The 25,561-nt window shown below is 52.3% G+C and carries 19 protein-coding genes; 6 read left to right on the forward strand and 13 right to left on the reverse strand.

Annotation, left to right across the window (positions count from 1 at the left end; translation table 11 throughout):
• The first annotated feature begins 373 nt into the window (after window positions 1-373).
• The 3 genes from dcd to IOQ59_RS20250 all read left to right on the forward strand — a co-directional run bounded on the left by dcd (window position 374) and on the right by IOQ59_RS20250 (window position 2,735).
• Window positions 374-940 carry a dCTP deaminase gene (gene dcd, locus IOQ59_RS20240; protein WP_193955296.1) on the forward strand — a complete coding sequence of 189 codons (567 nt, stop codon included), beginning with the start codon at window positions 374-376 and terminating at the stop codon, window positions 938-940.
• 20 nt (window positions 941-960) lie between these two features.
• The gene (locus IOQ59_RS20245; protein ID WP_193955297.1) at window positions 961-1,605 is read left to right on the forward strand and encodes a hypothetical protein; all 645 of its coding nucleotides are present in this window, start codon (window positions 961-963) and stop codon (window positions 1,603-1,605) included.
• A gap of 329 nt (window positions 1,606-1,934) precedes the next feature.
• Complete coding sequence (locus IOQ59_RS20250) at window positions 1,935-2,735, forward strand: hypothetical protein (protein WP_193955298.1); 801 nt, start codon at window positions 1,935-1,937, stop codon at window positions 2,733-2,735.
• Window positions 2,736-2,760: 25 nt separating this feature from the next.
• Here the strand turns inward: IOQ59_RS20250 and IOQ59_RS20255 are convergent, their stop codons facing one another.
• The 8 genes from IOQ59_RS20255 to IOQ59_RS20290 form a co-directional block, all read right to left on the reverse strand.
• Entirely contained in the window at window positions 2,761-5,604 is a 2,844-nt protein-coding gene (locus IOQ59_RS20255) for a sensor domain-containing protein (protein ID WP_193955299.1), read from the reverse strand.
• A 584-nt stretch (window positions 5,605-6,188) separates the two neighbouring features.
• Entirely contained in the window at window positions 6,189-9,245 is a 3,057-nt protein-coding gene (locus tag IOQ59_RS20260) for an efflux RND transporter permease subunit (protein ID WP_193955300.1), read from the reverse strand.
• Between the two features lie 21 nt (window positions 9,246-9,266).
• On the reverse strand, window positions 9,267-10,379 hold the full coding sequence (locus tag IOQ59_RS20265; protein WP_193955301.1) for an efflux RND transporter periplasmic adaptor subunit: 1,113 nt from the start codon (window positions 10,377-10,379) through the stop codon (window positions 9,267-9,269).
• A gap of 208 nt (window positions 10,380-10,587) precedes the next feature.
• Entirely contained in the window at window positions 10,588-11,883 is a 1,296-nt protein-coding gene (locus tag IOQ59_RS20270; RefSeq protein ID WP_193955302.1) for a TolC family outer membrane protein, read from the reverse strand.
• Between the two features lie 20 nt (window positions 11,884-11,903).
• A complete protein-coding gene (locus IOQ59_RS20275) occupies window positions 11,904-14,954 on the reverse strand; it encodes an efflux RND transporter permease subunit (RefSeq protein ID WP_193955303.1) in 3,051 nt (1,016 codons plus the stop codon).
• A gap of 5 nt (window positions 14,955-14,959) precedes the next feature.
• Window positions 14,960-16,018, reverse strand: coding sequence for an efflux RND transporter periplasmic adaptor subunit (locus tag IOQ59_RS20280; RefSeq protein WP_193955304.1), 1,059 nt, complete (start codon window positions 16,016-16,018; stop codon window positions 14,960-14,962).
• 8 nt (window positions 16,019-16,026) lie between these two features.
• Window positions 16,027-16,635, reverse strand: coding sequence for a TetR/AcrR family transcriptional regulator (locus IOQ59_RS20285; RefSeq protein WP_193955305.1), 609 nt, complete (start codon window positions 16,633-16,635; stop codon window positions 16,027-16,029).
• 210 nt (window positions 16,636-16,845) lie between these two features.
• Window positions 16,846-17,532, reverse strand: coding sequence for an MBL fold metallo-hydrolase (locus IOQ59_RS20290; RefSeq protein WP_193955306.1), 687 nt, complete (start codon window positions 17,530-17,532; stop codon window positions 16,846-16,848).
• Window positions 17,533-17,658: 126 nt separating this feature from the next.
• Between IOQ59_RS20290 and soxR the strand changes: the two genes are divergently transcribed.
• On the forward strand, window positions 17,659-18,111 hold the full coding sequence (gene soxR, locus IOQ59_RS20295; RefSeq protein ID WP_228051055.1) for a redox-sensitive transcriptional activator SoxR: 453 nt from the start codon (window positions 17,659-17,661) through the stop codon (window positions 18,109-18,111).
• A 78-nt stretch (window positions 18,112-18,189) separates the two neighbouring features.
• On the opposite strand, the gene IOQ59_RS20300 is transcribed toward soxR, so the two are convergent.
• Window positions 18,190-18,693 (reverse strand): disulfide bond formation protein B, encoded by a 504-nt coding sequence (locus IOQ59_RS20300; protein ID WP_193955308.1) that lies wholly within the window; start codon window positions 18,691-18,693, stop codon window positions 18,190-18,192.
• Window positions 18,694-19,064: 371 nt separating this feature from the next.
• Between IOQ59_RS20300 and IOQ59_RS20305 the strand changes: the two genes are divergently transcribed.
• Window positions 19,065-19,256, forward strand: coding sequence for an RSP_7527 family protein (locus IOQ59_RS20305; RefSeq protein WP_193955309.1), 192 nt, complete (start codon window positions 19,065-19,067; stop codon window positions 19,254-19,256).
• A 140-nt stretch (window positions 19,257-19,396) separates the two neighbouring features.
• Here IOQ59_RS20305 and IOQ59_RS20310 read toward each other — a convergent pair whose 3' ends face one another.
• From IOQ59_RS20310 to IOQ59_RS20325, 4 genes are all read right to left on the reverse strand, one after another.
• A complete protein-coding gene (locus IOQ59_RS20310) occupies window positions 19,397-20,425 on the reverse strand; it encodes a TRAP transporter substrate-binding protein (protein ID WP_193955310.1) in 1,029 nt (342 codons plus the stop codon).
• Between the two features lie 71 nt (window positions 20,426-20,496).
• Window positions 20,497-21,717, reverse strand: coding sequence for a glycolate oxidase subunit GlcF (gene glcF / locus IOQ59_RS20315; protein ID WP_193955311.1), 1,221 nt, complete (start codon window positions 21,715-21,717; stop codon window positions 20,497-20,499).
• Window positions 21,718-21,759: 42 nt separating this feature from the next.
• Window positions 21,760-22,887: a glycolate oxidase subunit GlcE gene (gene glcE, locus IOQ59_RS20320; RefSeq protein ID WP_193955312.1), complete on the reverse strand. Its 1,128-nt coding sequence runs from the start codon at window positions 22,885-22,887 to the stop codon at window positions 21,760-21,762.
• 3 nt (window positions 22,888-22,890) lie between these two features.
• Window positions 22,891-24,378, reverse strand: a complete 1,488-nt coding sequence (locus tag IOQ59_RS20325; RefSeq protein ID WP_193955313.1) for an FAD-linked oxidase C-terminal domain-containing protein — start codon at window positions 24,376-24,378, stop codon at window positions 22,891-22,893.
• Between the two features lie 127 nt (window positions 24,379-24,505).
• On the opposite strand from IOQ59_RS20325, the gene IOQ59_RS20330 reads away from it, so the two are divergent.
• Complete coding sequence (locus tag IOQ59_RS20330; protein ID WP_193955314.1) at window positions 24,506-25,432, forward strand: LysR family transcriptional regulator; 927 nt, start codon at window positions 24,506-24,508, stop codon at window positions 25,430-25,432.
• Window positions 25,433-25,561 lie beyond the last annotated feature (129 nt).

Consider the following 25,561-nt stretch of genomic DNA (forward strand, 5'->3'; position numbering starts at 1 on the left):
TAGGTTGGGTACAGCCTCACCTGACCGGGGAGCTCTATCTAATCAAACAGAGCAGATGGAGAGATACAAGGTTGGGTGGCAACGCGATACCCAACATCGAGATATGAGCGCAGGCTGTGTTGTTGGGAATCGCTGCGCTCGTCCCAACCTACAATATGTGGTTCCCGAATATCATCTATAGATGAGAATTGATCCGTAGGTTGGGTGGAGCAACGCGATACCCAACATGGTCGAAGTCGATTTATTTTTGCATTGATCAAAAAATGTTCACTTAAACGCCGTGTTTTCGTCATGAAAGTGCGGCTTTTTTCTGTGGAAAAAGGTAGAATACCGCCTCTTTTTTGTATGCAGACTTTGTAAGCGGAAACTCTACATGGGTATAAAATCAGATTCCTGGATTCGTAAGATGTCGCAGGAGCACGAAATGATCTCGCCTTTCGAGCCTCAGCAGGTTCGTCACACGGACGGCGGTCGTATCGTCTCTTATGGTACATCCAGCTACGGCTACGATGTGCGTTGTGCAGATGAGTTCAAGATCTTTACTAACATCAACTCCTCCGTGGTTGATCCAAAAGACTTCGACGAAAACAGCTTTGTTGATGTGAAGTCTGACGTCTGCATTATCCCGCCAAACTCGTTTGCGCTGGCACGTACGGTTGAGTATTTCAAAATCCCACGTGACGTGCTGACGATCTGCCTGGGTAAAAGCACGTATGCCCGCTGTGGCATCATCGTGAACGTCACCCCTCTGGAACCCGAGTGGGAAGGCCACGTGACACTGGAATTTTCCAACACTACGCCACTGCCCGCTAAAATCTACGCCAATGAAGGTGTAGCGCAGATGTTGTTCCTTGGCGCTGATGAAGTGTGCGAAACCTCTTACCGTGACCGCGACGGCAAATATCAGGGACAGACCGGCGTTGTAGTTCCTCGTACCTGATAACTCTTCTGTATTGATTGATGAAAGAAACACGTAAAGACATAGTCTCATTCTGGAAGCAGCTGGAACAAACTATTGACCAGCTGCTGGGCAGTCGCGCGGAAGATCGCTTTGAAGCCGATACATTGCTCAAAGATTACCGCGACCAGCTCCAGAAAATCGACCGTAACCTGACTTTCCACTTCGAGCGTGACGATGAGTCCGAAGGCCCGGTGGAGATGATTTTCGGCTGCGACGGATTTCCTGAATCCATCGCTAACGTCCTGAGCCTGATCGGTGCTGCACCGGATGTGCAGGGCATTCACTTTAAGGCGTTTAACCATCGCTATGATCCGGTGCCAACACATGTGCACGTGGGTGATGAGCTGTGCGAACTGCGTGATTTTTGGTTCAGCCTGCGTGAAGTACGCGGTCGTCTGCATCTGGAGATCTATATGCAGGACGCGCCAAAAGTGCTGGATATGGATCCACGCGTAGAAGCGGTGATGATCTTTTTGGATGCATTGATTGGTGAATACGAACTGATGACCCGAATCTGGGCGCTGGATTGGTTCGAGTTGCCGGTGGCACCGGAAGACTACGGTTTTATTCCGTTAGGACGTTTGCGTGAAGTTTTTGATGAGATCAAAGGCGAATCTGTACCAGTAGGTATCACCCTACATTAAACAAAGGTGAGCTTTCACTCGCCTGAATGATAAACGGCCATCACCCGCGCAAGTGCTGGCCGCTCTTCCTTCAATTATCCGACAGGATATAAATCGTCCCTTCGCCTTCTTGTACTTCAATGGTATCGGCTGATGAATTGCAGATCAGATCGTGCATTGAAACTCCCTCCGTGAAAAATTTTGTAATGTGCCACACTGAATTAATCGGCCATACTCAAAGAAAGATTAGGGCCAGATTACGACCTCTGTTAATCTGGCAGCATCTGTGGATAAGCGCCTTCGATCGGTAAGTGGGTGTATCTGCAGGTTTCGAAACCTGAGGAGCTACAATGAGCGGTTTGCTGACACAGATTCTGGATGATGTACGTGTGGAGTATCTGGAGCGGATGCGGGAAAACGGTTTTACCCAACCTTATTTGACTGCTGAGCAACTCTGTCATGAAAAGTTATTTCTGGACACCGATCTGCTGGCCAGAATTATCGATCAGGACCCAACCCTACTGGCGGCGCGTGCTGGTAACCTGATTTTGAATAAGCAGGAACGTGAGAACCCGTCCGTAGGCGTGATTATTTGCGGCAATATACTGGCAGCGGCGTTAGAGGGTTTGTTGTCGGTTGCGGTAGATCACGACTGGATTGAAGTGGATGAAAGCGAGAATCTTCTCGTTGATGAGGAAGAGCTGAATCAGGATACCCAGTACCCAATACTGGTGGATTTCAGCCAATCCGAAATTGCCCGCCAAAATCTTACCAAGCCGGGAATCAGCGAGCTGAGTAAGTTGTTTGGCAGCGCAGAAGAAGCCTATCTCCGAGCATTGAAGCAGTGTTCCAGTGATGCTTACCAGAAGGCCCTGCAGATCTCTTCGGATTACTCGGTGTTTGCCCCACAGGATATTGCTCCGTTAGTGATGGAAAATCCATTGCTGCTGGGTTTGCGTCCGGATGACCTGATCGATGAAGATCTGTTTGAGGGTGATCCGCCAGCAGGTCTGATTATCAGCAGTCACCTGACCCGTATGTTGCTCAGTGAGTTGCTGGAACTCGGTGCGAAAGAAGGGGTGTTGGCGGTAGATAGCCACGGAAATGTGATTATCCCTGCTGATCCTGACGAGAAAACCATTCTTCACTAATCGTTAGATACGCTGCCGAGCTTGATCATGGGACACTGATGTAATCCAGAATGGTGCTTGCAGGGGGGTTGGTATCTACTTCAAAGCTTCGCTCTCTAAGTGCCGGTATCTCACTCGCAGGTACCGGACGTGAGAAAAGATAGCCCTGATAAAGCTCGCAGCCGTAACTGCGCATCAGGGCCTGTTGTTCATTGGTTTCGACGCCTTCTGCGATCACTTTCAAATTGAGATTGTGGGCCATTGAGATAATGGTTCGACAGATCATGGCATCATCAGGATCATTGGTGATGTCATTCACAAACGAGCGATCAATCTTCAGCTTATCCAGTGGAAAACGTTTCAGATAACTCAGGCTGGAATAGCCGGTGCCAAAGTCATCGATGCTGATCTGCAGTCCCTGCTCAGACAGTTGCTTCAGGGTTTTGATCGTTTCCTCGGCATTGCGCATGATCATGCTTTCAGTCAACTCCAGGTCCAGTCGTTCTGGCTGGATGCCGCAGCGCTTTATGATCTGACAAACGTCGCTCACGAAATCAGGTTGTTGAACCTGAAGTGCTGAAAGGTTAACCGATACTACAAAGCCATCCATGCCCTGATCGGTCCAGGCTCTCAGTTGTTGGCAGGCGCTTTCTAGCACCCAGCGGCCGATGTCGACGATCAACCCTGTTTCCTCTGCAAGCGGAATGAATGCGTCTGGTGGAATGATCCCTTTTTCAGGATGTATCCAGCGAATCAGGGCTTCTGCCCCAATCATTTTGTTGCTGCTGACATCAACCTGAGGCTGATAGTACAGTTGGAACTGCTGTTGTTTGAGCGCGTGATGTAGGGCGTTTTCGAGTCCAATACGTTCCTGCAGAGTGTCGTCGATACCGCGGGTGAAAAACTGGGAGCAGTTCCGCCCGTTGTCTTTTGCATGGTACATGGCGGCATCGGCATTCTTCATCAGCTCAATCGCACTCTTACCGTCGTTGGGGTAAAGCGCAATGCCAATGCTGGGGGTGATGTACACGTCCTGCAGGGCAAGCTGAATTTCCTGCTGAAATTCGGTATGTATTCGGTCGATGATGTGATTCACATCGCTTACGTTCTGGATGTTGTCTAATATGATCACGAACTCATCGCCGCCTAAGCGTGCGACCGTATCTGAGTGTTTAATCACCTCATGCAACTTATTGGCGACCTGAATCAGGAGCTGATCACCCTCATGGTGACCCAGTGAGTCATTAATGTGTTTAAATCGATCGAGATCGATAAACAGAACAGCCAGCTGGCTGTCGTTCAGTGAGGCGTTTTTAACGGCTTGCTCCAGACGTTCCTCCAACAATGCGCGGTTGGGTAATCCGGTCAGAGAGTCGTGCAACGCCATGTGTTTAACCCGTTCCTCGGCGATTCTTCGTTCGCTTATCTCAAGGTGCAGGTTTTCCACCACAGCGGCCAGTGCTTCTGTGCGTTCTTCTACCCGTTGTTCCAGTTCCTCATGGGCTTTGGCTAACGCAGCATCGGCTTCCTTGCGTTCGGTGATATCCATGGTGATCCAGATTGAGCCCTGATCCAGATCGGATGGATTGATGGCTTTACTGCGTACGTCACACCAAAGTGGAGAACCATCTTTGCGGGACAGTAGCATTTCGCCTCTGAACACGTTGCCTTCCGAGAGTGGTTCGTAGCAGTCAGCGCCGGCTTTTAGCCAATCTGCCTCGGACAGGTACCATTGTCTGGAGCAGCTGCCTTTCAGCTCGCCTTCGTTGTAGCCAAAAATCTCTTCAAAGCGGCGATTGCAGTGAGTGACTTTACGGTTTTTGAGGAACACGATGCCAACCATCGCATGATCCAGAATCAGCTGATGTTCGTGCAGTAAGGTTTTCAGGGTGTGGTTGGCGTGTACGTAGTCATTGATATCTTCGACTATCCAGATATAGCCAAGGTCTGGGTTTTCAGGGGATATCATTTTTCCACGGATCTGAGACCAGAACAGAGAGCCGTTCTTACGCTTCATCCTCAAGCGGCGCTGGAACAATGTTCCTTCCTTCAATTGAGGATAAGCCGAGTTTCCGATGGCGTAATATTCTTGGGTATCGGGATACAACATAGCGCTGCTCTGTCCGATCAGTTCAGTCGCCTGATAGCCATAAATTTCCGCGAAGGTGCTGTTACAACGGACGATTTGGCGGGGGCTATTGGGAAAGTCTTTGGTAAAGCAGACCCCTGTGCCTGCGTGCTCAAAAAGGACCTGTTGTTCGAGTAGGGTGTCTCTATAGCGCTCGTTTGTGCGTGCAAGGGGATCGATATCCGTCTCACGCATCTGATACAGCCAGCGTGTTGCGGAAACGTAGAACTTAGTTATTTGAATGAGGTGCCAGCGCTCCCCCTGAACAGTATGGACGCGATAAACACCTTCGCTATAGTCGGTCAGGTCTACCTGCTCTAATGCGGAGTGAGCCTCTTCGACATCAACAAAGCGATCAGTGATGCGTGATTCGCTCGTATTAAAAGTGAGCTGAGCAAGGTCAGAACGCTCGATAAGATAACCGGATTGATCATAGGACGAGATCAGGTTGTTTTGGTCAAATACCGTCGGTGTTTCATGCGCTTTGCATTCAGTCGTATCACGGAGTTTTTCTGTGATGAGATACGTTGAATCAGATAGTCTTTCGGCTTGAAAACACCGAATTTCGTGGTTTTCGGTAGATAAGCTAAAAGGTTGGTCGAGGTCCAGCGCCTGCTGGAGTTTGCTTAATCGTTGGGGAGTAAGGTGACTGAAACAGGTTTTCTCATCAAGGTTCCAGAAGCGACGCGCAGCTCGGTTACCCCATTGAATTTCCAGTTTCTCGGTGCTGTAGGCCCAGATCGCGATATCAGTTGACTGCATATATCCCGTGGTGAGTTGCTCTACGGATAGAGCGTTTCACATGCTTTTTATTCTTATAGTTTAATGACCATGTTCTTACGGTGTAGGTACTCAAGTATATGATTCATTAGTCTATGGATGATTATTTAAAGTGTATCGTGATTGATTTTTGGCGGGCGTAATCGTGAAGCAGCTGAGTGGAGCAAAGTGCTGTGTGTTGCTATTAGATGGGTTTGTTGGGAATCGCTACGCTCGTCCCAACCTACGGGGATTTATCGAAATCGGTGGTAGGTTGGGTTGAGCAACGCGATACCCAACATAAGGTGTGCCGGAATCGGTGTGTGTAGGTTGGGACGAGCAACGCGATACCCCACATAAAGTGTGTCGAGATCGGTGTGTAGGTTGGGTTGAGCAGCGCAATCCCCAACATAAGGTGTTTCGAAATCGGTGTGTAGGTTGGGACGAGCAACGCGATTCCCAACGTAAGGTGTTTCGAAATCGGCGTGTAGGTTGGGACGAGCAACGCGATTCCCAACGCGTTGATACGATACACAATAAAAAATGGCCGGGGTTACCGGCCATTTTGAGTGTTTCTGGACATAAGGTCAGGCTTCAGCTTTCACCGCTTTAACCCGAAACATCACGGCATACAGCGCCGGTACAAACGCGAGGGTGAGAATCGAGCCAACCGCGAGGCCTGAGATCATCACAACACCCAGCGAGCGCCAGAGTTCGCCGCCAAAGACAGCCAGCGGGATCAGGCCCAGAATCGTCGTGAGGGTGGTGATCAGGATCGGACGCAGGCGTTCGGCGCAGGCGTTGACGATGGCATCAAATCCTTGCTCACCCTGGCCGTAGCCTAGCTCTATCCTATCGATCAACACGATGCCGTTATTGATGATGATCCCTGCCAGACTGAACACACCCAGCATGCCGTTAAAGTCGAACACCGTACCGCTGGCGAGCAGGCCAGCGCTGGCGCCGATCAGCACCAGCGGGATTGTCAGCATGATGATGGCCGGGCGGCGGAAGGAGTTAAACTGCCATACAAGTAACACCACGATCAATGCGAGGCAGTGCGGCATGTAAGCGAAGAGGGCGGAGTTCGCTTCCTCGGAACCCTTAATTTCCCCTGCCAGTTCAATCTCATACCCGGCCGGCAGATTGAGTCCGTCGAGCGTGCTTTGCATCTTCGCGTGAAGCTCTTTGGCGCTCAGCGATTCATGCTTGCCTGAGATCACCATCGTCCGTTTCTGATTCAGGTGTTTGATGCGGCTGGGTTGAACCTCGCCGAGAAAATCAGCCACCTGAATCAAAGGTACCGGCGTGCTTTGGCTGGTGGAGTAAAGCTCAAGTGTGCGTAGGCGGTCCAGGTCATTACGTTGCTGGTCACCACGCAGCAGGATTGGGATGCTCTGATCGCCTTCCCGATAGTCACTCACCTTCACGCCTTTGTAGTAGGCGTTCAGTGCGCGTGCGATCTCTTCCGAGGTAACGCCTGCACGGCGGGCGCGGGCCTGGTCGATCTCTACGCGAACTTTAATGGTGGGTGTTTCCCAGTCATTCTTGATGTTCTGACTGCCATCAATTGCCCTGAAACCAGACTCAATTTGACTGCCCAGTTGAGAAAGAGTGCCGATGTTGTCGCCTTTGATCCGATATTCCACCAGACCTTTCTCGGTAGTGGAGAGCCACATCTTCTTGGCAGTGCCGTCGGCTTCTGGCAGTTGCTGTTTGATATAGCGGTTGGTGCGCTCGACAACCGGATCGACTGGTTGGCCTTCCTCTATGTTCACGACCAAAAAGGCCTTGCTTGGATCGGGATCAACCGGTTCAAGCGCGAGGAAAAAGCGCGGTCCACCGCTGGCGATGTAGGCGATGTTGCTGCTGACTTCGGGGTTTTCCGTATCGTTGTCGAGCCACGTAGCGAGTCGGCGTGTCACTGCGAGTGTTTCGTCGGTGGTACTGCCAGCGGGTAGGTTTATGTAGATCAGGAACTGATTACGATCTGATCCGGCCATGAGTTGCTGGTCGATAAACTTAAAGCCATAGAGTGCAACAACCAGAATACCGACCATCAGGCCGATAAAGCTGAGGCGGAAGCGCAGTACGGTTTCAACCAGCTTGCGGTAACCGGTCACAAAGCCGTGTTCTGCTTTAGTGTCTTCCTGTTGTGCGGTGGCATCCTGTTCAGGCAGAAACCAGTAGCAGAGGCATGGGATGGCAAAGATCGCCAGGAACCATGACGAGAGCAGGGTGGTAATAATGACCTGGCTGAGTGAGCGCAGATACTCACCCATCACATCCTCGGCCAGCATCAGAGGCATAAAGGCCAGAATGGTGGTCAGAGATGAGGTGAGCAGAGGTACTCCCAGTGACTGTGAGGCGCTGATAGCAGCATCACGGCGGTTTTCGCCCAGTCCGAGCCGGCGCTTAATGTCTTCGGCGATCACGATACCGTTATCAACCAACAAGCCCAGCGAGATGATGATGGCGGCAATCGACATCCGTTGCAGCGGGATATTCAGCGCACCCATCGCCAGCAGCGACAGCAGAATCGCGAGCGGGACCAGTGAGCCGACGATCAAGCCGGTGCGCAGGCCAAGGAATATCATGACCACGGCCAGTACGATACCAATCGTCTGATAAAGGTTGCTGGTGGCACCGTCGATCGCCTTTTGCACCATCACCGGCTGGTAGGTCGCAAAGGACAGTTCAACACCTAGCGGAACCTGCTGCTGCATCTTTGTGGTGAGCTGTTGTACGGCCGTATCAAATTCGAAGATATTGGCGTTGGCAACCATCGCAACCGATAACACCACGGCTTCGCGATTGTTGTAATAAGCAGGCTGGCTGAGTGGTTCGACATATCCGCGACGAATGTTCACCAAATCCTGCAGGTAAACGAACTCGGTATCGCTGGTGGCAATGGTGAGTAGCTTAATATCGTCGATGGATTCGAAGTTACCGGATGGCTCAATCGTAATGGTCACACCATCGGCGTCGATATCGCCACCGGGCAGAATGATGTTCTGTTTGCTCAGCGCCTGCGTGATCTGTGACGGTGAAATTTTGTAGTGGCTGAGGCGAACCGGGTCCATCTCCAGCCAGACACGCTCTTCTTGCAGGCCGAGAATATCAACCCGCGACACGGCGTCCAGCGCGCTGTACTCATCCTGCAGATCTTCAGCGATGACCCGCATATCCGCCATGGTGAAGTGATCGCCAACAATCGCGACGGTAGCTGACGCGGTACGGCCAAAGTCATCGTTCACGTACGGACCTTGCGCATCGCTGGGCAGTTCGCGCTTGATGTCATTCATCTTGTTGCGCAGATCCTGCCAGATCGGATCCAGTTCAAAATACTGGTCATCCAGCTCCACGTTGATCACCGACTGACCGGTGGTGGAGGTACTGCGGATCTCCTTCACTTCCGGAATCTGTTTCAGCGAGCGTTCGAGCGGTTTGGTAATCAGGTTTTCGATGCGTTCTGGACTGAGACCGGGCATGCGAGTGGTGACCGCGGCCGTACGTATGGTGATCTCCGGGTCTTCCTGACTGGGGAAGTTGAGAAATGAGGTGATACCCGTGATGACGATAAATGCCAGCAGCAGGATCGTCAGGCGCGCGTTATCAATAGCGAATGCGGTTAAGCGTCCCATAGGTTTATTCTCCTTATCCGCTTAAGGCTGCCAGAGCTGAACTTTCTGGCCGTCTTGCAGGAAGGCGACCCCGGCGATAATGACTTTTTCACCCGCTTTCAGGCCTTCCACCACTTCCAGTTTGTTGTGGCGGATATCGCGGGTTTTCACCATGCGGCGTTCTGCGGTGGATGTTTCCGGGTTAAAGACAAAGATCGGGATAGGAGCGTGCTTAGCAGCGCCTTTCTTTTCGCTGCTGGCATTGCGAATATCGATCGCGGAAAGGGGGATCAGGTAGACGGGCTGTTCGCTTTGGGTATCGCCAAACAAAAAGCTGACTTTAGCGGTCATTCCCGGTAGCAGTTGGTCATTGTTTTCCAGCAGATCAATGCGAACCGGATAAGCGTTGCCGGTGGAGACCTGAAAGCCCACTTCACTGACCACGCCTTTCTGTAAGGTATCCGGGAGTGTTGGAAACTCAACGTCAACGGCCTGGCCGTAGCTCACTTCACGAATAAGGGTCTCAGGGACCAGTACGCGAGCCTTTAGACTGTTCTCGCCCTGCAGTTCAAATAGGGTCTGACCGGCTTTGATTTCGGTGAATGGCTCGACTTCGCGACTGGAAATTTTGCCATCAAAAGGTGACTTCAGCGTGGTGCGGCTCATATCCAGCTCGGCATTTCGCAGATCAGAGCGGGCAACATCCACGTCTGTGCGCGCTGCTGCCAGTGCTGTACGGGCCTGATCAACAACTGTGGCGCTGGTGAAGCCCTTTTTAAGCAGACTGTTTTTACGGTTGTAGTCTTCCTGCTTTTCGCTCAGGTTCGCGCGTGCATTGCGCAGTTTGGCCTGACGGGAGGACAGTGTCAGCTGATAATCTTTTGTCGACAGTGATGCGAGTATCTGGCCTTGTGTCACCCGATCACCGAGGTTGACCAATACTTCTTTAACCTGACCGGATACCTGAAAGCTCAGTTCAGAACGGTTGCTGGATTCCAGCACACCGGAGATCTGGCGAATTCGGCTACCGGACGTTGCGCCAACCTCTTCAAACTTTACGCTGGGTGTTACGGGAGGGGCCGTGGCTTCAGGTTCCTTGCAGCCAGTCAGCGCAATAGTGGTGACAAACAAAAGAGATACAAATGTCAGTCGCATGATATGCCATCCTGTCATAGCGAAATTAATAGACTTCAGCTTAGCTTAGAGTGGCCTGATTTTGATGACCAAAACCACGTTAATCCGCTGAATTTATTCCAGATTACATGTAAAAAAGGCAGTAACGGGTAGTTACTGCCTTTTCTCATACGAGCTGAATGAGGATCTGGCTCATTCAGCTCGTGTCAGATGTGTCGTTGGATCAGGATCAGGGTTTCGTCAGCCACTGATCCAGAGCGTTCAGGTCATCGGGACTCAGGCTGCCGACCTGTTGCTTGAAGCTGAACAGGTTGAAGACGTAGTCAAAGCGCGCATTGGCGTAATCGCGTTGTGCGCTGTAGAGCTGCTGCTCGGCGTTCAGAACATCAACGACGTTACGTGTACCGACATTGAAGCCTTCTTCGGTTGCCTTCAGTGCCGTTTCGCTGGATTTGATGCTCTGCTTACGCGCCTGTACTGACAGCACGTCGGTACGCAGATCACGCAACAAGCTACGGGTCGATTGAGTCACTGCACGCAATGTATCTTCGCGATCTTGTTGAACAGCGATCATCTGTTGAGTTGTCTGGCGGCTCTGAGAGCTGGTGGCACCACCGCTATAGAGCGGCAGGCTAAACGTCAGACCGATCGAGTTGGTATCGTTGATGTTGTCAGCCGTTGCTGTGCCGTTATCGTAGTCATAGCTGGCAGCCAGACTCAGTGTCGGCAAGTGGCCTGAACGTGCTGCCTGAGCCGTGCGGCGGGAGGCTTCAACCGCAGCGTCAGCAACACGCAGGTTCAGGTTGCCTTTCCATGCTTTATCCAACCAGCGATCCGGGGTATCCGGGGTCGGTGTCTGCACCGGGTAATCTTCGCGGAGCAGGTCGGCTTTGCCCACTTCCTGACCGGTCAGTCGTTCCAGCGCTTCATAACTGTTTTCCAGATCACCTTCAGCTTCAATACGGGCAACGCGGGCATTGTCGAACGATGCCTGAGCTTCCTGTACGTCAGTAATCGCGATCAAACCGACTTCGAACTGAGCGTTTACCTGATCCAGGCGACGTTTAATCGCACGTTCCTGAGCTTGAGTCGTTTCCAGCGTGTTCTGAGCACGGAGTACGTTCAGGTAGGCTTCTACAGAACGTAGAATCAGATTCTGCTGTGCCAGATCAAACTGCAGGCGCGCCTGTTCAGACTGGGCCTGTCCACGTTTGAAGCTGAACCATGCGTTGGCATCGAATAGCGGTTGGTTCAGCGCAACGGTATAGCCGTTGTTGTTGAACGCCGCGGTGTCGCTTTCTGTCCAGGTTGTATTGGCGGACAAGCTGACATTGGGCAGTAGCCCTGCACGTGCCTGAGGTACGGCTTCAGTCCCGGCCAGATAAGTCGCTTCGGCGGATTTAAGCTGAGGATCGTTGGCGAGTGCTTGCTGATAAATATCAGCAAGCGCCGCAGCATTGACCTGCGTGCTCTGGAGTGCCAGAGCCAGCAGGGCAGATGCGGAAAGTAACTGTGCTGTTTTCACGTGTGCTTCCTTATGCAACGTTAAACTTCTTCGGGCTGAACTTCTTTGAACGTTCTTTTGCCCAGATAACTATAGACCGTTGGAATAACAAACAAGGTGAGCACGGTACCAAAGGTCATGCCGCCCACAATTACCCAACCAATCTGCTGACGGGATTCAGCACCTGCGCCGAAGGCCATCGCCAGTGGTACTGCACCCAACACGGTGGCTGCGGTAGTCATCAGAATCGGACGCAGTCGCAGTGTGGCGGCTTCAACAATCGCCTCCCGCAGGTCTCGACCCTGATCCTGTAACTGGTTAGCAAATTCTACGATCAGAATACCATGTTTGGTAACCAGACCAACCAGCGTAATCAGGCCTATCTGGCTGTATACGCTAAAGGAGCCTCCGCTGTACTTCAAGGCAAGCAGGGCGCCGAAAATGGCCGGTGGTACCGACAGCATAATGATCAACGGATTCTTGAAGCTTTCGAACTGTGCAGCCAGTACCAGGAACACAAAGACGATGGCCAGTGCAAACGTGATCATCAGTGTGCTGCTGGAGTTTTTGAATTCACGGGATGGGCCGGTGAAGTCAAATGTTGCGTCCGGGGCGATCTCTTTCAGGCTCTGTTCCAGATAATCCAGTGCTTCACCCTGAGAGTATCCCGGAGCCAGCAAGGTCTGGAATTTAACCGCTTTCACTTTGTCGAAGTGGTTCAGTTCGCGTGGTGCAACGGACTCTGTAACTTCAACCAGATTGGAAAGCTGTACCATGTCACCTTCCGGTGTACGGACGTAAAGCTCGGTCAGGTCACTCGGATCACGGCGTGCGCTGTCGGCGACCTTAACAATCACCTCATATTGCTCACCATTGCGCTTAAAGCGGGTCACATCACGGCCAGCCATGTAGCTTTCCAGGGTGCGGCCCACGGTCGCGACATCGATACCGATCTCTGACAACTTGTCGCGCTTAACATCCATCTGCAGTTCGGGTTTATTCAGCTTGAGATCGCTGTCAGGCTGCATCAGGCCTTTGTTGGCCATGATCTTGCCCATCATCTGGTCGGCAATGCCTTTCAGGTCGTCATAGCTGCCGTTGTACTTCACAACGAACTCGATAGGACGGGAGATAAAGCTCTGGCCCAGTGACGGCAGATCCAGTGCAAAACTCATGATGCCGGTAATGCCGCCATAGAGCTGAGGCGTCAGCTGCTGAGAGATCTCCTGCTGCTTGCGCTCACGGTCTTCCCAGCGATCCAGACCCACAAAGGTCATGGCGTTAGTTTCAGCCGGGAAACCCACGATCGAGAAGTAACGATCTGATTCAGGAACCTGACTGACCACGCCCTCTATCTGGCGGGAATAGCGATCGATATAGTTAACCGATGCACCATCAGGCGCCATCGCAAACACCAGAATGTCACCGCGGTCTTCGTACGGAGCCAGTTCTTGCGGAAGCTGGGTGTAATAGAACGCCGCACCGCCAAAGCTGGCGGCCATGATCAATACAGCCAGCAAGCGGGAGCGCAGAAGCTTATCCAGCAGACGACGGTAACCGTTAGTCAGGCCAACCAGCATGCCTTCGATCAGGTTGAACAGGGCGCTGTGGCGTTTCTCATGCTTCAGCATGCGTGAGGCCATCATTGGCGACAAACTCAGCGCAACAAAGGTTGAGACGACAACGGCCCCTGCCAATGTGAGCGCAAACTCGGTAAACAGCTTGCCGGTCCGTCCTTCAGAAAACACCACAGGTACAAATACGGCAACCAGTACGGCGGTGGTTGCGAGTACGGCAAACCCGATCTCTTTCGCACCTTTAAAGGCTGCCTGAACGGGGCTTAAACCCTCTTCAACGTGGCGGTAGATGTTCTCCAGCATGACGATGGCATCATCGACCACCAGGCCAATCGCAAGGACGAGCGCCAGCAGTGTCAGTGTATTGATGCTGAAATTCATCAGGTACATCATCGCAAAACCACCGATCAGCGACAGTGGAATCGTCACCACCGGAATCAGCGTTGCGCGTACGTTTCGCAGGAAGAAGAACAGCACCAGAATAACCAGTACACCGGCCTGTGCGAGTGTTTGGTAGACGGATTTGATCGATTCATCGATGAAGATAGATGAGTCGTACGCGACCTCTACTGCCATACCTTCAGGCAAGTTACCTCGGATGTTCTCCAGCTTGGCACGAATGTCTCGGGACACGTCCAGCGGGTTCGCCGTGGATTGTTTTACCACACCCAGTGCGACAGCACTTTCGCCTTTGTAGCGGGAGATCTGACGGTCATTTTCCGGTGCAACTTCTACCCGGGCGACATCCTTGATGCGAACCGGATAACCATCATCGTTACGGATGATGATGTTCTTAAATTCATCTTCATCATTGAGGTCGGTTTTGGTCAGCAGCGTGAACTCACGTTCGCGGCTTTCGATCCGGCCTGCGGGTACTTCGATGTTCTGACCTTTAAGCGCGGCTTCCACATCTTGTGGCATCACGCGGTAGGCAGCCATTCGTGCCGGATCCAGCCAGATACGCATGGAGTATTTACGTTCGCCAAAGATCAGGACATTGGCCACGCCGCCTACGGTTTGCAGCTGATCCTTCACGCGATTGTCCGCAACCTCAGTCATCTCCATCGCACCATGACGATCGGATGAGAAGGCCAGCCAGATAATCGGCTGTGCGTCCGCTTCCGTTTTCGTCACGACCGGAGGGTCAATATCGTCCGGCAGCTGGCCGGTAACACGACTGACACGGTCGCGCACATCGGCGGCGGCATCGTCCGGATCACGGGTAATTTTAAATGTGACGGAGATCTGGGATTTTTCGGTTCGACTGATGGAGTTCATAAAGTCGATACCTTCGATCCCGGACAGAGAGTCCTCGATGATCTGGGTAATCTGGTTCTCGATGATCGACGCACTTGCACCGGGGTAGGTGGTTTCCACCGTCACTACCGGCAGATCAATCTTCGGATATTCGCGTACGGTCAGCCGGTCAAAGGCGATGAGGCCGATCAACAAGACCAGCAAGCTCATCACCGTCGCCAGTACCGGGCGCTTGATGCTTATTTCAGACAGGACCATGTTGCTTATTCTCCCTGCTTAGCCTGCTGACTGCCGTCAACAAAGATCGGTGTAACCGGCATGCCCGGGAACAGTTTGATCTGACCGGCGGTAATCACCACGTCACCTTTAATCAGGCCCTTGGTGATCTGTACTGTGCCAGGGCGGCGCTGTCCCATCTCAACCGGCACCAGCTCAACCATGTTGCCTTGTGCGACACGCATGACGAAGAAACCGCCGTTTTGCGGGATGATCGCTTGCTCAGGGATCACAATCGCTGCATCTTCCTGTTTCATGACCAGATTAACCTTGGCAAACAGGCCGGGGCGCAGCAGGCCTTCATCGTTCGGGATACGGGCACGTACTTCGATATTGTGTGAGCGGGTATCGGCACTCGGAGCAATGGCATAGACCTCACCGGAGAAAATCCGGCCCGGGAAGGCATCGACTTCTACGTTGATTGCGCTGCCCGGCTTTAAAGCGGCAAGATAAATTTCAGGGACACGGAAGTCCGCTTTCATGGTTTTCAAGTCGGTCAGTTCAACCAGCTCCTGCCCCACATTCACGTAATCACCCGGGCTAACCAGACGCAGGCCGATGGAGCCTGCGAAAGGTGCTTTGATCGTCATCTTATCCAGACGGGTCTGTGCCAGCGCCTGCTGTGCCTGATCAACCCGCAGTTGGGCGAGGGTGCTGTCGCGATCCTGTTCGGAACCGACACGCTTTTTCAGCAGGCTTTCCGCACGTTTGTACGCAATCTGGCTCAGCTTCACGCGAGCCTGGGCCTGCTTGAGTTCTGCACGGTAGATGGCGCTATCCAGTACAAACAGAGAGGCACCTCGGTCCACTTGCAGGCCTTCTTCAAACAAAACCTTTTCAATACGGCCACTCTGATCCGGGCTGAGCTGAATGGTTTCATTTGCGCGCAAGTTGCCCACCGCATGGATAGAATGATCCAATGCCTGTGTCTGGACGGTGATCACCTCAGCAGGCAGTCCTTGAGGTGGTTTGTCTGCGGCAAAGGCGGACGGTGCGACAAGGCTGGTGGTCAGCAGCAGGCCGGCAATAATACGGTTGGTTTTCATATCCTTCCTTATCCTTTGGGATCGGGGGCTTCAATCAGTTTGAACAGAGTAGTTACGTGGCGGCGCAACGGCTCGGCGGAGCGTTCTACTTTCAATTGCAACAAGGCACCTTGCCAGCCGTTCCAGATCATTTCGGCGAGCTCGCGGGCTGAAAGGTCCTTACGTACAGTGCCTTCGTCCTGACAGATCTGCATGTCTTCCTCTATTGAAGACAAGACCTCCTGGCTGGAGGCGCGGATGGCGGCACTGAATAGCGGCGATGCCTGGCTGACTTCTCCTGTCAGGTTGGCCAGCAGGCAGCCGGTGCAATCCAGATCTTCTTCATACTTGCGAATTTCGTCGTTGATCATCCACTGTATCTTGCTCAGATAGGTGCCTGTCAGGGCAGCCATCTGCTCTTCCCAACGGGCAAACTCAATCGACTTATGGTGGTTGATGATCTCGACAGCAAACTGTTCTTTGTTCTCAAAGAAGTTATAGAAAGAGCCTTTGGATACTTCGCACGTTTCCAAGATCTCTTTCAGGCCAGTGGCGTTGTAACCGTTTCGGGCGAACAACTCGGCACCTTTTTCAAGAATGTTCTCCCGGCTGTGCTCCGGGCGTCTTCCGCGTGTCATAGGCGATACCTGTGCGGCTGTTTTGCAGGAACAACCACATTAATGATTTTTAACTAGACCGGTCGTGCTAAAAATAGTGGTGCATATTGTAATCGGGTTTTGTGCATAAACAAGTTAAGAAAATGTAAAGAATTGCAACAATGCGTTCCGTTCTTCGCTTTATGCCTGCGCGGCCCGGAAACTATGGTTTCTGGGTGTTTGCTGCAGGGTTCAAGGGAGCTTTTTAAAATACGACATCCACTGGTCGAAATCGGTCACGTAGTTAAATCCACAAACGGTACGCACTGTTCGCCGTCTGAGCAGGTGCCTTAAACGTTGAGCGGCTAGGCGGATTTTTTCTCTGTTTCCGAAGGGGTTAAAGCGCATATCCTCTGCGCTTCCAACCACCAGATCACACACAAACAGAACATCCTGATAGATATAAGCCGTAAACCCCGGAGTATGCCCACCCAGAACAAAGGCGTTGATCCCATGATATTCAAAGTCATTTGAAAATGGCTGGGTCACCTGATGATGGCATGCCAGTGGGTGTTGGTGCTCAGCCTCATGCAGATAGACTTCACTGCCCCAGTGCTGATGGTAGCGATCACTGGCACCCATAAAATCCCGGTGGGTAAACAGGATGGCATCAACCGCGGGGATATCCGGGTTGAAGGTCGGCAGGCAATCAATCAGCACTGATCTGTGTGGTGTTTCAACACGATAAACCGATACGCCGAGTGCCTCTGCTTTCAGTCGGGTCACTCGGTGGTTTACGCGCGTTTCTTTCAGGGTGCAACGTTCGTTGACGTACGCTTCGCTAACAAATCGGTCTTTGGGCGTGCCGCATAGCAAGCAGTGTGCGGGTATCTGTTGTGGCGGATTAAAACCGCAGCCACAGCATACAAGTGATGTCATAAATCAACCTCTCTTCATTGAGGTTGTGCATCGTACAACTTAAAGTTAACTTTAAGTCAAGCGATTGTCTTAAGATTAATGTGTGGTTAGAAGAAGAGGTTAAATATGGCCAGGGCTGTGCGGTATATGACAATTGGTGAGGCGGCAGAGCGTTGTGATATTGCAACCTCGGCACTGCGTTTCTATGAGTCTCGTGGCTTGGTGCACTCTGTGCGCACTGAAGGCAATCAGCGGCGTTACCATCCCGCGATGTTACGTCGGATTTCGGTCATTAAAGCGGCCCAAAACCTGGGCTTAACCCTGGAAGAGATTGCTGAGGCATTGGCGCGGCTACCGGATAATCGCACACCGACGAAAAGGGATTGGGAGCGCTTATCGACGAATTGGGGGCGTTTGCTCGATGAGCGTATTTTGCGGATGCAAAAGCTACGTGAGAGCCTGTCGACCTGTATCGGTTGTGGTTGTCTGTCGATGCGCAGTTGTGGGCTGTTTAACGCGGACGACTTTGTTGCGAAACGTGGCAATGGACCGCGCTATTTGATTGAAGATATGCCGGAGGAGGGCTGGCCAGAGGAATGAAGGGTGAGATCTTAGGTAGCGGCTATCAACCGGACGCGTTGATTGTGCCCGGTTGATAGATATCGTTAATGATGAATATTAACGACGTAGTGCGGTGTAACACATAAAAAGGCTTGTCAGAATCGCTACCACACTCAGCGCAATTAAGCCCTCTGCCATCGTGATGCCAAACAACAGTTCAGGGGTATAACCGCAGGGTTCCCAAGGTTCGAATACGGTCGGGAACCATTTATCCAGCGCAAACCAGTTGGGCAGGCCGCTGTCCATATCGCATGCGCCTTCGATAAAACCACGTTCAACACCCAGTGTTTTCCAAGAGCGTTCGGCGAGGCCAATTGCCAGACCCAGCCCCGTCACGCTGGTCAGAATATTCATCAATCGGCTATGACGGCTGAGTAGCGCGATCAGGGCGACTAGCATAAAGGCCATCACATAAATACGGACGTGGATGCACAATACACAAGGTCCGTAACCCAATCCGTATTGGAAATAGAGTGCGATACCTTCCATCGCCATTCCAAAAATCAGAACCAGCAGCCAGTAGACTGTGGTTATCCCCTTGCCGGATGGTGCGTGCATCATGCGTGTTCTCCTGATTGTACGGTTGTGCGCTAGACACTATCAGTCGCGCACTGTATCCGAACATTAAATGCTTGGCGAGTTCCCTCTGCATTGCGCTAAAGCATAAAACGCTGATCTGTATTCCTGTAGGTATAGATGAGGGAGAAAATAGAATGTCATGAAAAGGTGAAAAAAACTAATCAATAAGCTGAGAAAGAGTCGTTTTACGCCAAACTAAAGTGTTACTAATATACACATCATACCAAGCGCGGTAGCACTGAAGTACTGCAACGACAGTGTCTTGCTTGAAGGTTACATCATCGAGCTTTTAGTTTTCATCAGCGATGTGTGACAAAAAATTGAAATTTTCTCTCTTAATTTTGGGGACCAGAATGCCACAGGAATACGATCCATCCATTCGTCTTAATCAGTACGGTCAGGTAGATGCGGACTACTACGTACAGAAAGCTCATGATGCACGCAGTGAAGCGATGGCAGAGATGCTGCAAGCCGTTAAAGCTTGGATTAAAACGAAAGTGACGTTCGAGCGTATTCCTACACAGCAAACCTTGTTTGGACACTAAGCTTCTAGCTTGTTGTTGTTTTTTAGCCCACCTCTTGGTGGGCTTTTTTATGCCTGGGTGTTGGCTTTGGGCTGCGGGTCTTGAAGCTTATCGACATTAGGAACAAATCCATAGCAGCCCGACAGGTTTAGGCTGAACGCCTATTGTTGGTGGTAATTGCGTGCTATCTCGCGCAGTTCGTTAAGGGCGGCGGCAGCATCAACGTTTCGATCTGAAACCCGTTCAAGGTAATCTTCGTCGATCCCCTGAATCATTGTCTGGAACTCCTGATGGATTGGATCGCCGGATTTAACCTCAAGAATAGATACGCCAGCCTTGCGTGCGGTTTCCAGTCCTTTCGCGTCTCCCTCATCCCATGCGCGTCCTGCCAGTGCCGACAGTTTTTCACCTGACACAGCCATGATGGCGTCCTGATCTTTCTGGCTCAGTCCGCTCATAAAATCAGGGTTCATAAAGACGGAAAAGCTCATGACATACATGCCGCCCGGCAGTAATACCAGTTGTTTGGTCACTTCGTTGAGGCGCAGGGTTTTTTGTTCGCCTGTTGGAATGAAAACACCATCAACTACGCGCTGCTGCATCATTTCATACACTTTCGGTGCCGGTGCTCCCACAGGTGTTACACCCATGCGCTTACCCAGTGTGGATTGGATACCACCGCCCAGACGAATTTTACGCCCCTTCATTTCAGCCAGCGACTGGATGGGTTCAGCCAGATGGATCTGGCCCGGTCCGTGTGTGAAGAGAGCAGCGACAAGAAGTCCTTCATGCTCATTGGCTTGTTTGTAGTATTTCTGGTGTACGCGCCACAGGGCAACGGATGCGGCTTCCGCATTTGCGTTCAGATTTGGCAGTTCGGCTGATTCAGTCAGCTTAAAGCGGCCGGGCACATAACCGTGTACGCTCCAGCTGGCATCAACAGCGCCATCTTCTACCAGATCAAACATGGTTTTTGGGTGCCCCATGCCATATTCAACCTGCATCTTTACCCGTCCTTCCGTGGCTTCTTCAATCCAGTCACCCCAGGTGTTTAGCACAACGGCATTTTGCGGGTGAGTGGGGGGTAGCCAACTGGATACGCGCATAATGGTTTCGGCCATTGCGCTTGCTGATAGGGCCAGGCCAAGTGAAAGCGTGGCGGTTGCGGTCATGAGTTTTTTGAGTGTCATAAGGCGTCCTTCTTTTTATTGTTATGCCTTTTTTTATAAGGCGCTGGAGTGTATTGCATTGAACAGGGTTGTTAGTTGTTGCTCAGTGCTGCATCGACAAGTTGGATCCAGTGCTGGACCGGTTTGTCTGAATGTTCGGATAGATGGGCTATGCAACCAATATTGGCGCTGGTGTATGTCTCTGCATTGGAAGCCTTCAGGGCTTTGAGCTTTTTATCGCGCAGTTCGTGTGCCAGCTCAGGCTGAAAGATGGAATAGGTGCCAGCAGAGCCGCAGCAGATGTGTCCATCGGCGACAGGTTTCAGTGCAAACCCCAGGCGGCGTAACAGTTGTTCTACATGGCCGGATAAACCCTGGCCGTGCTGGAGGGAGCAGGGACACTGAAATGCGATGCTGGTGGGCGGTTGGATGTTCAGTTGTTCAACGGGTTCCTGCGAGAGTATTTCCGACAGGTCCCGCGTTAATGATGATACGCGCGCCGCTTTTTTTGCATAGAGCGGGTCATTCTTCAGCAGATCACCGTATTCTTTAACGGTGGTGCCGCACCCGCTGGCGGTCATGACAATCGCTTCGCAGCCGTCTTCGATGTAGGGCCACCACGCATCAATGTTCTGGCGCATGAAGTTGAGGCCGTCGCTCCGTTGATTCAGGTGATAGCTTATCGCGCCACAGCAACCCGCTTTCTTAGCGGTTTGCAGAGAGATGCCTAGTTTAGCCAGTACCCGTGCTGTGGCAGCATTGATGTCGGGTGCCAGCGCAGGCTGAACGCAGCCGTCTAATATGAGCATCTTGCGTGTCTGTGCGTTCAGGTGTTGTACGTGTGTAGGCTGTTTAGCTGGGATTTTGTCTTTGAGCCGTTTTGGCAGAACGGGGCGCAAGAGCTGTGCGGTGCGCAGTACCGGGGTGAATCGGCTCCTGTAGGGCAGAACGGTCAATATGGCACGGCGTAAAGCCTTTTGCTGCAGTGATCGCGGGATCTCTTGTTCCACGATCTGGGTGCCAATCTCTAACAGGCGGTGATAGGGCACGCTGGCTGGGCAGGTTGTTTCACATGATCGGCAATTTAAACAGCTGTCCAGATGTTGCTGAGTGCTGGCAGTGACAGGCTTGCCTTCCAGAGCCTCTTTAATCAGGTATATCCGACCGCGCGGACTTTCCAACTCGTTTTTGCGCACGCTGTAGGTCGGGCAGGTTGCCAGACAAAAACCGCAATGCACACATTTGCGCAGGATGGCGTCCGCTTCCCGGCCTAGTGGGCTGTATTTAATGTGTTCTGCGATGTTCGTCTGCACGGGTGTGGATTCCTTTAATCAGAGGGGCATTAGCTGAGGCATTCAAAGCCCAGGGTATAAGCGTTCAGGATTCAGAATATGCGCGGGATCGAAGCTGTTTTTTATACGCTGACTGAGATGGAGCAGGTCGGTGGTCAGAGGTGTGAACACCTGTTTCGACGTTTCTTTATGGTTGAAGCAGGTGGCATGACCGCCGTTCTCCTGGCACCAAGTCCGCAGATTCAGGCTGTTATCACGACTGTAGGCCCAGCGTTGTGCGCCACCCCATTCGATAATCTGCTCGCTTACGAGGGCATCAGGAATATCTGCGGCAGTGGGAGGAAGCGATAAGCGCCACACTGTTTCGCCTTCATGTCGGGCACGATCAAAGAAAGGATGTTGCTGTTCTTTTAGTTGCTGCCAGAACGCCGTGGCTGAATTCGGTGAATCGCCGCCGATAAGGTTGGCGGCCGCTCTCACCCCGGCATTTGCACCGGAGAAGCGCAGGTAGAGTTGGTCGCGATGCAGCAGGGTGGCTGACAGAGGGATTGGCTGGCAACCCAGCTTGGTCAGTAATGTCTGCATCTGCTGTTGGTTAGCGGTGATGATGCGTGTTTCTTCGTAGGCGGGTATCGGGATGACCTTTAAACTGATGTCTAGCAGCACCCCTAGCGTGCCTTGTGCGCCACACATCAGTCGTGAAGTATCGTATCCAGCAACATTTTTCATGACCTGGCCGCCAAACTTCAAGATTTCACCACGCCCGTTGATCATCGTAACGCCCAGTACAAAGTCGCGTGCTGCACCTGCATAGGGGCGGCGTGGGCCGGATAGGCCACAGGCGATGGTGCCGCCAATCGTTGCGTTGCGGGAAAAGGTGGGTGGCTCAAATCCCAGCATTTGTCCCTGTTCGGCCAATGCGGCTTCTACGACATATAGTGGCGTGCCTGCGCGAACGGTGATTACCAGTTCAGAGGGTTCGTAATTGATGATCCCTTGGTACTCGTTGAGGGCCAGCATCTTGCCTGATACCGCGCGGCCGTAATGGGCTTTGCTGCCGCCGCCAATAATCTTAAGTGGCTGGCGCTGTTCAAATGCCTGCTTAACAGAGTCGATGAGCTCCTGTTGTATTGCGGCGGGGTATTTGGGCTGTGTGGATAACGGTGTGTTTGCGGTTGCCTGGGCAGTCATGTCTTAAAATCGCTCCAGATGAGGGAAGGGCATGTCGCCGTGATGAACGTGCATGGCGTTAAATTCCGCACAGCGCGCCAGGGTGGGGATCTGCTTGCCCGGATTGAGTAGTGTTTTTGCGTCAAAAGCCTGCTTCAGTGCGTGAAACTGGGTGAGTTCCTTCTCTGAAAACTGCAGGCACATCTGGTTGATCTTTTCGAGGCCGATGCCATGTTCGCCTGAGATCGTACCGCCTACTTCAATACAGAGTTCAAGGATGCGGGTGCCCAGTTCAAATGCGCGTTTGTGCTGATCATCATCGGATGAGTCGAACAAAATGGAGGGATGCATGTTTCCATCGCCAGCATGGAAAACGTTCACAACCTGCAGGTTGTATTGGTCGGCTAGTACATTGATCTGTTTCCATACTTGAGCCAGCGCACGGCGTGGAATCGTGCCGTCCATGATGTAGTTGTCAGGTGCCAGTCGGGCGAGTGCCGGAAAGGCCGCTTTGCGGGCTGCCCATATGCGCTTGCTGTCTTCCGGGGTCTGTGCGATCTCAATGGCAGAGGCATTAAAGCGTTTCAGGATATCGATAACGCTGCTCAGTTCGTCGGCTACTTCTTCCTTGCCGCCATCCAGTTCACAGATGATGACTGCTGCCGCATCCGTCGGATAGCCCGCATGCATCAGTTCTTCAATAGCACAAATACCTGTCTGGTCGATCATCTCAAGTCCGGCAGGTATCAGGCCAGCGCCGATGATAGCGGCAATGGCCGTGCCCGCATCTTCAATCGTGGCGAATGCGGCGAGTAGAACGCTGGCGCAGTCTGGCTTAGGTAACAGTTTTACCCGCACTTTTACCACGATGCCGAGCAATCCTTCTGAGCCACACATCAGGGCCGTCAAATCGTAACCGGCACTATCAAGTGCGGCACTGCCGAGAGTGATCATAGTGCCGTCTGCGGTAATGATCTCCAGTTCAAGCACGTTGTGGACAGTCAGTCCGTATTTCAGGCAATGCACCCCGCCTGCATTTTCTGCGACGTTTCCCCCCACTGAGCAGGCGAGCTGGGAAGACGGGTCTGGGGCAAAGTAGAGGTTATAGGGTGCGGTCGCTTCGGAGATAGCCAGATTGCGCACACCGGGATCAACCAGGGCGGTGCGGTTGGCCGCGTCGATTTCATGAATCTGGTCGAACTTTGTCATGGCGAGCAACACACCATTTTCGACGGGCATTGAACCTGCGGTCAGGCCGGTGCCAGCGCCACGTGCTACGACAGGGATCTCCAGTGTGAAACAGCAGCGCATGACGTGCTGAACCTGCTCAATGGTTTCCGGCAGCACAGTGAGCAGTGGTTGCTGGCGCATGGTGGTGAAGGCGTCACATTCGTAGGCGCTCAGTTCTTCTGGATTGGTGATGATGGCGTGCTCAGGAATTTTTTTGCAGAGCTCGGGGCACAAGTCGCTCAGCAGTTGGTCGCGGTCGTTCCGAGTAGTGCTAGCTGACATGGTGATACCCCGTGTGGCTGGATTGAAGACTCGATTCACTGTAAAAGTGATTGGGCAATAAAAAAAATACATAATTGATATGGTTGTCCATATGTTTTCTATATGGCTTTTATGTGGGAGGGGTTGAGTGAAGTTTAACCAGCTGAAATATTTCCTGAAAATTGCTGAGGTCGGCAGTGTGTCGGCGGCAGCGCGTGAATTATTTATCGCGCAGCCCGCGCTAAGCCATCAGATCGCGGGGTTAGAAAAAGAGCTTGGGGTGGGTTTGTTTGTGCGCAGCGCCAAGGGAGTTCAGCTCACGCTGGCGGGCGAGAAGTTAGTTCACCATGCGCGTCTGATATTGCGACAGGTTGAAACAGCCAGAACGGATGTGATTTCGGATGAATTTTCACCGCGAGGCGAGGTGAGAGTGGTGATTGACGCGTCCAAAGCCTACACGCTGATACCGCCTTTGCTGAGTGAATGCGCCAAACGCTTTCCTGATGTTCAGTTGAAAATTCTGGATGCTATGAGTCTCGTCGCGGTACAGCGCATTGCGGACGGTAAGGCGGATCTTGGATTGATTCCGAACGCAGCAGATCTGGCTGAAGCCCACGTGATACCGGTGTATCGGGAGTCGTTGTATCTCGTGGGGCAGGGATTGGAAAGTGAACGTGAAGATGGCGCTATTCTGTTTGAGGAACTGTCGAACTATCCGTTGGTGGCGCCCTCGCGGCCGCATAACATTCGCATGCATATCGAGCAGACAGCGCTGGAGGCACGATGGCCGCTGAATATTCAGTATGAGCAGGATACCGGTTTGATTCTGCGTTGCATGATGAACAGCGGTATCGCTAATGCGATTATTCCACGTGATGTGATGAATGCGGAGTTGCGGCGGGGGGAGCTAAACGCGCTACGGATTATTTCGCCATCAATCGATAGAATTCATTCGCTGGTACGCCTGCAGGATCGTCCGGTTTCAACCGCTTGCCGGGCGTTGGAGGGATTGATTGTGGAGGTGATTCAGTCGCTGTGTGAGAGCGGCGAATTGGATGGTGAGGTGTTGCTCTAAGAGGTATTTAGATGAATATTCTAGTAATTTCTCTTATTTGTCAGGAGCGTGATGATGTTGGTTCAGGGCATCCAGAGGCGGTTGTACAGTAAGCAGCTAAATAGGTGCGTTAGCCTCGCTCCCAGCTGT

The organism is Pontibacterium sinense (assembly GCF_015209595.1).
Lineage (GTDB): Bacteria > Pseudomonadota > Gammaproteobacteria > Pseudomonadales > Balneatricaceae > Pontibacterium > Pontibacterium sinense.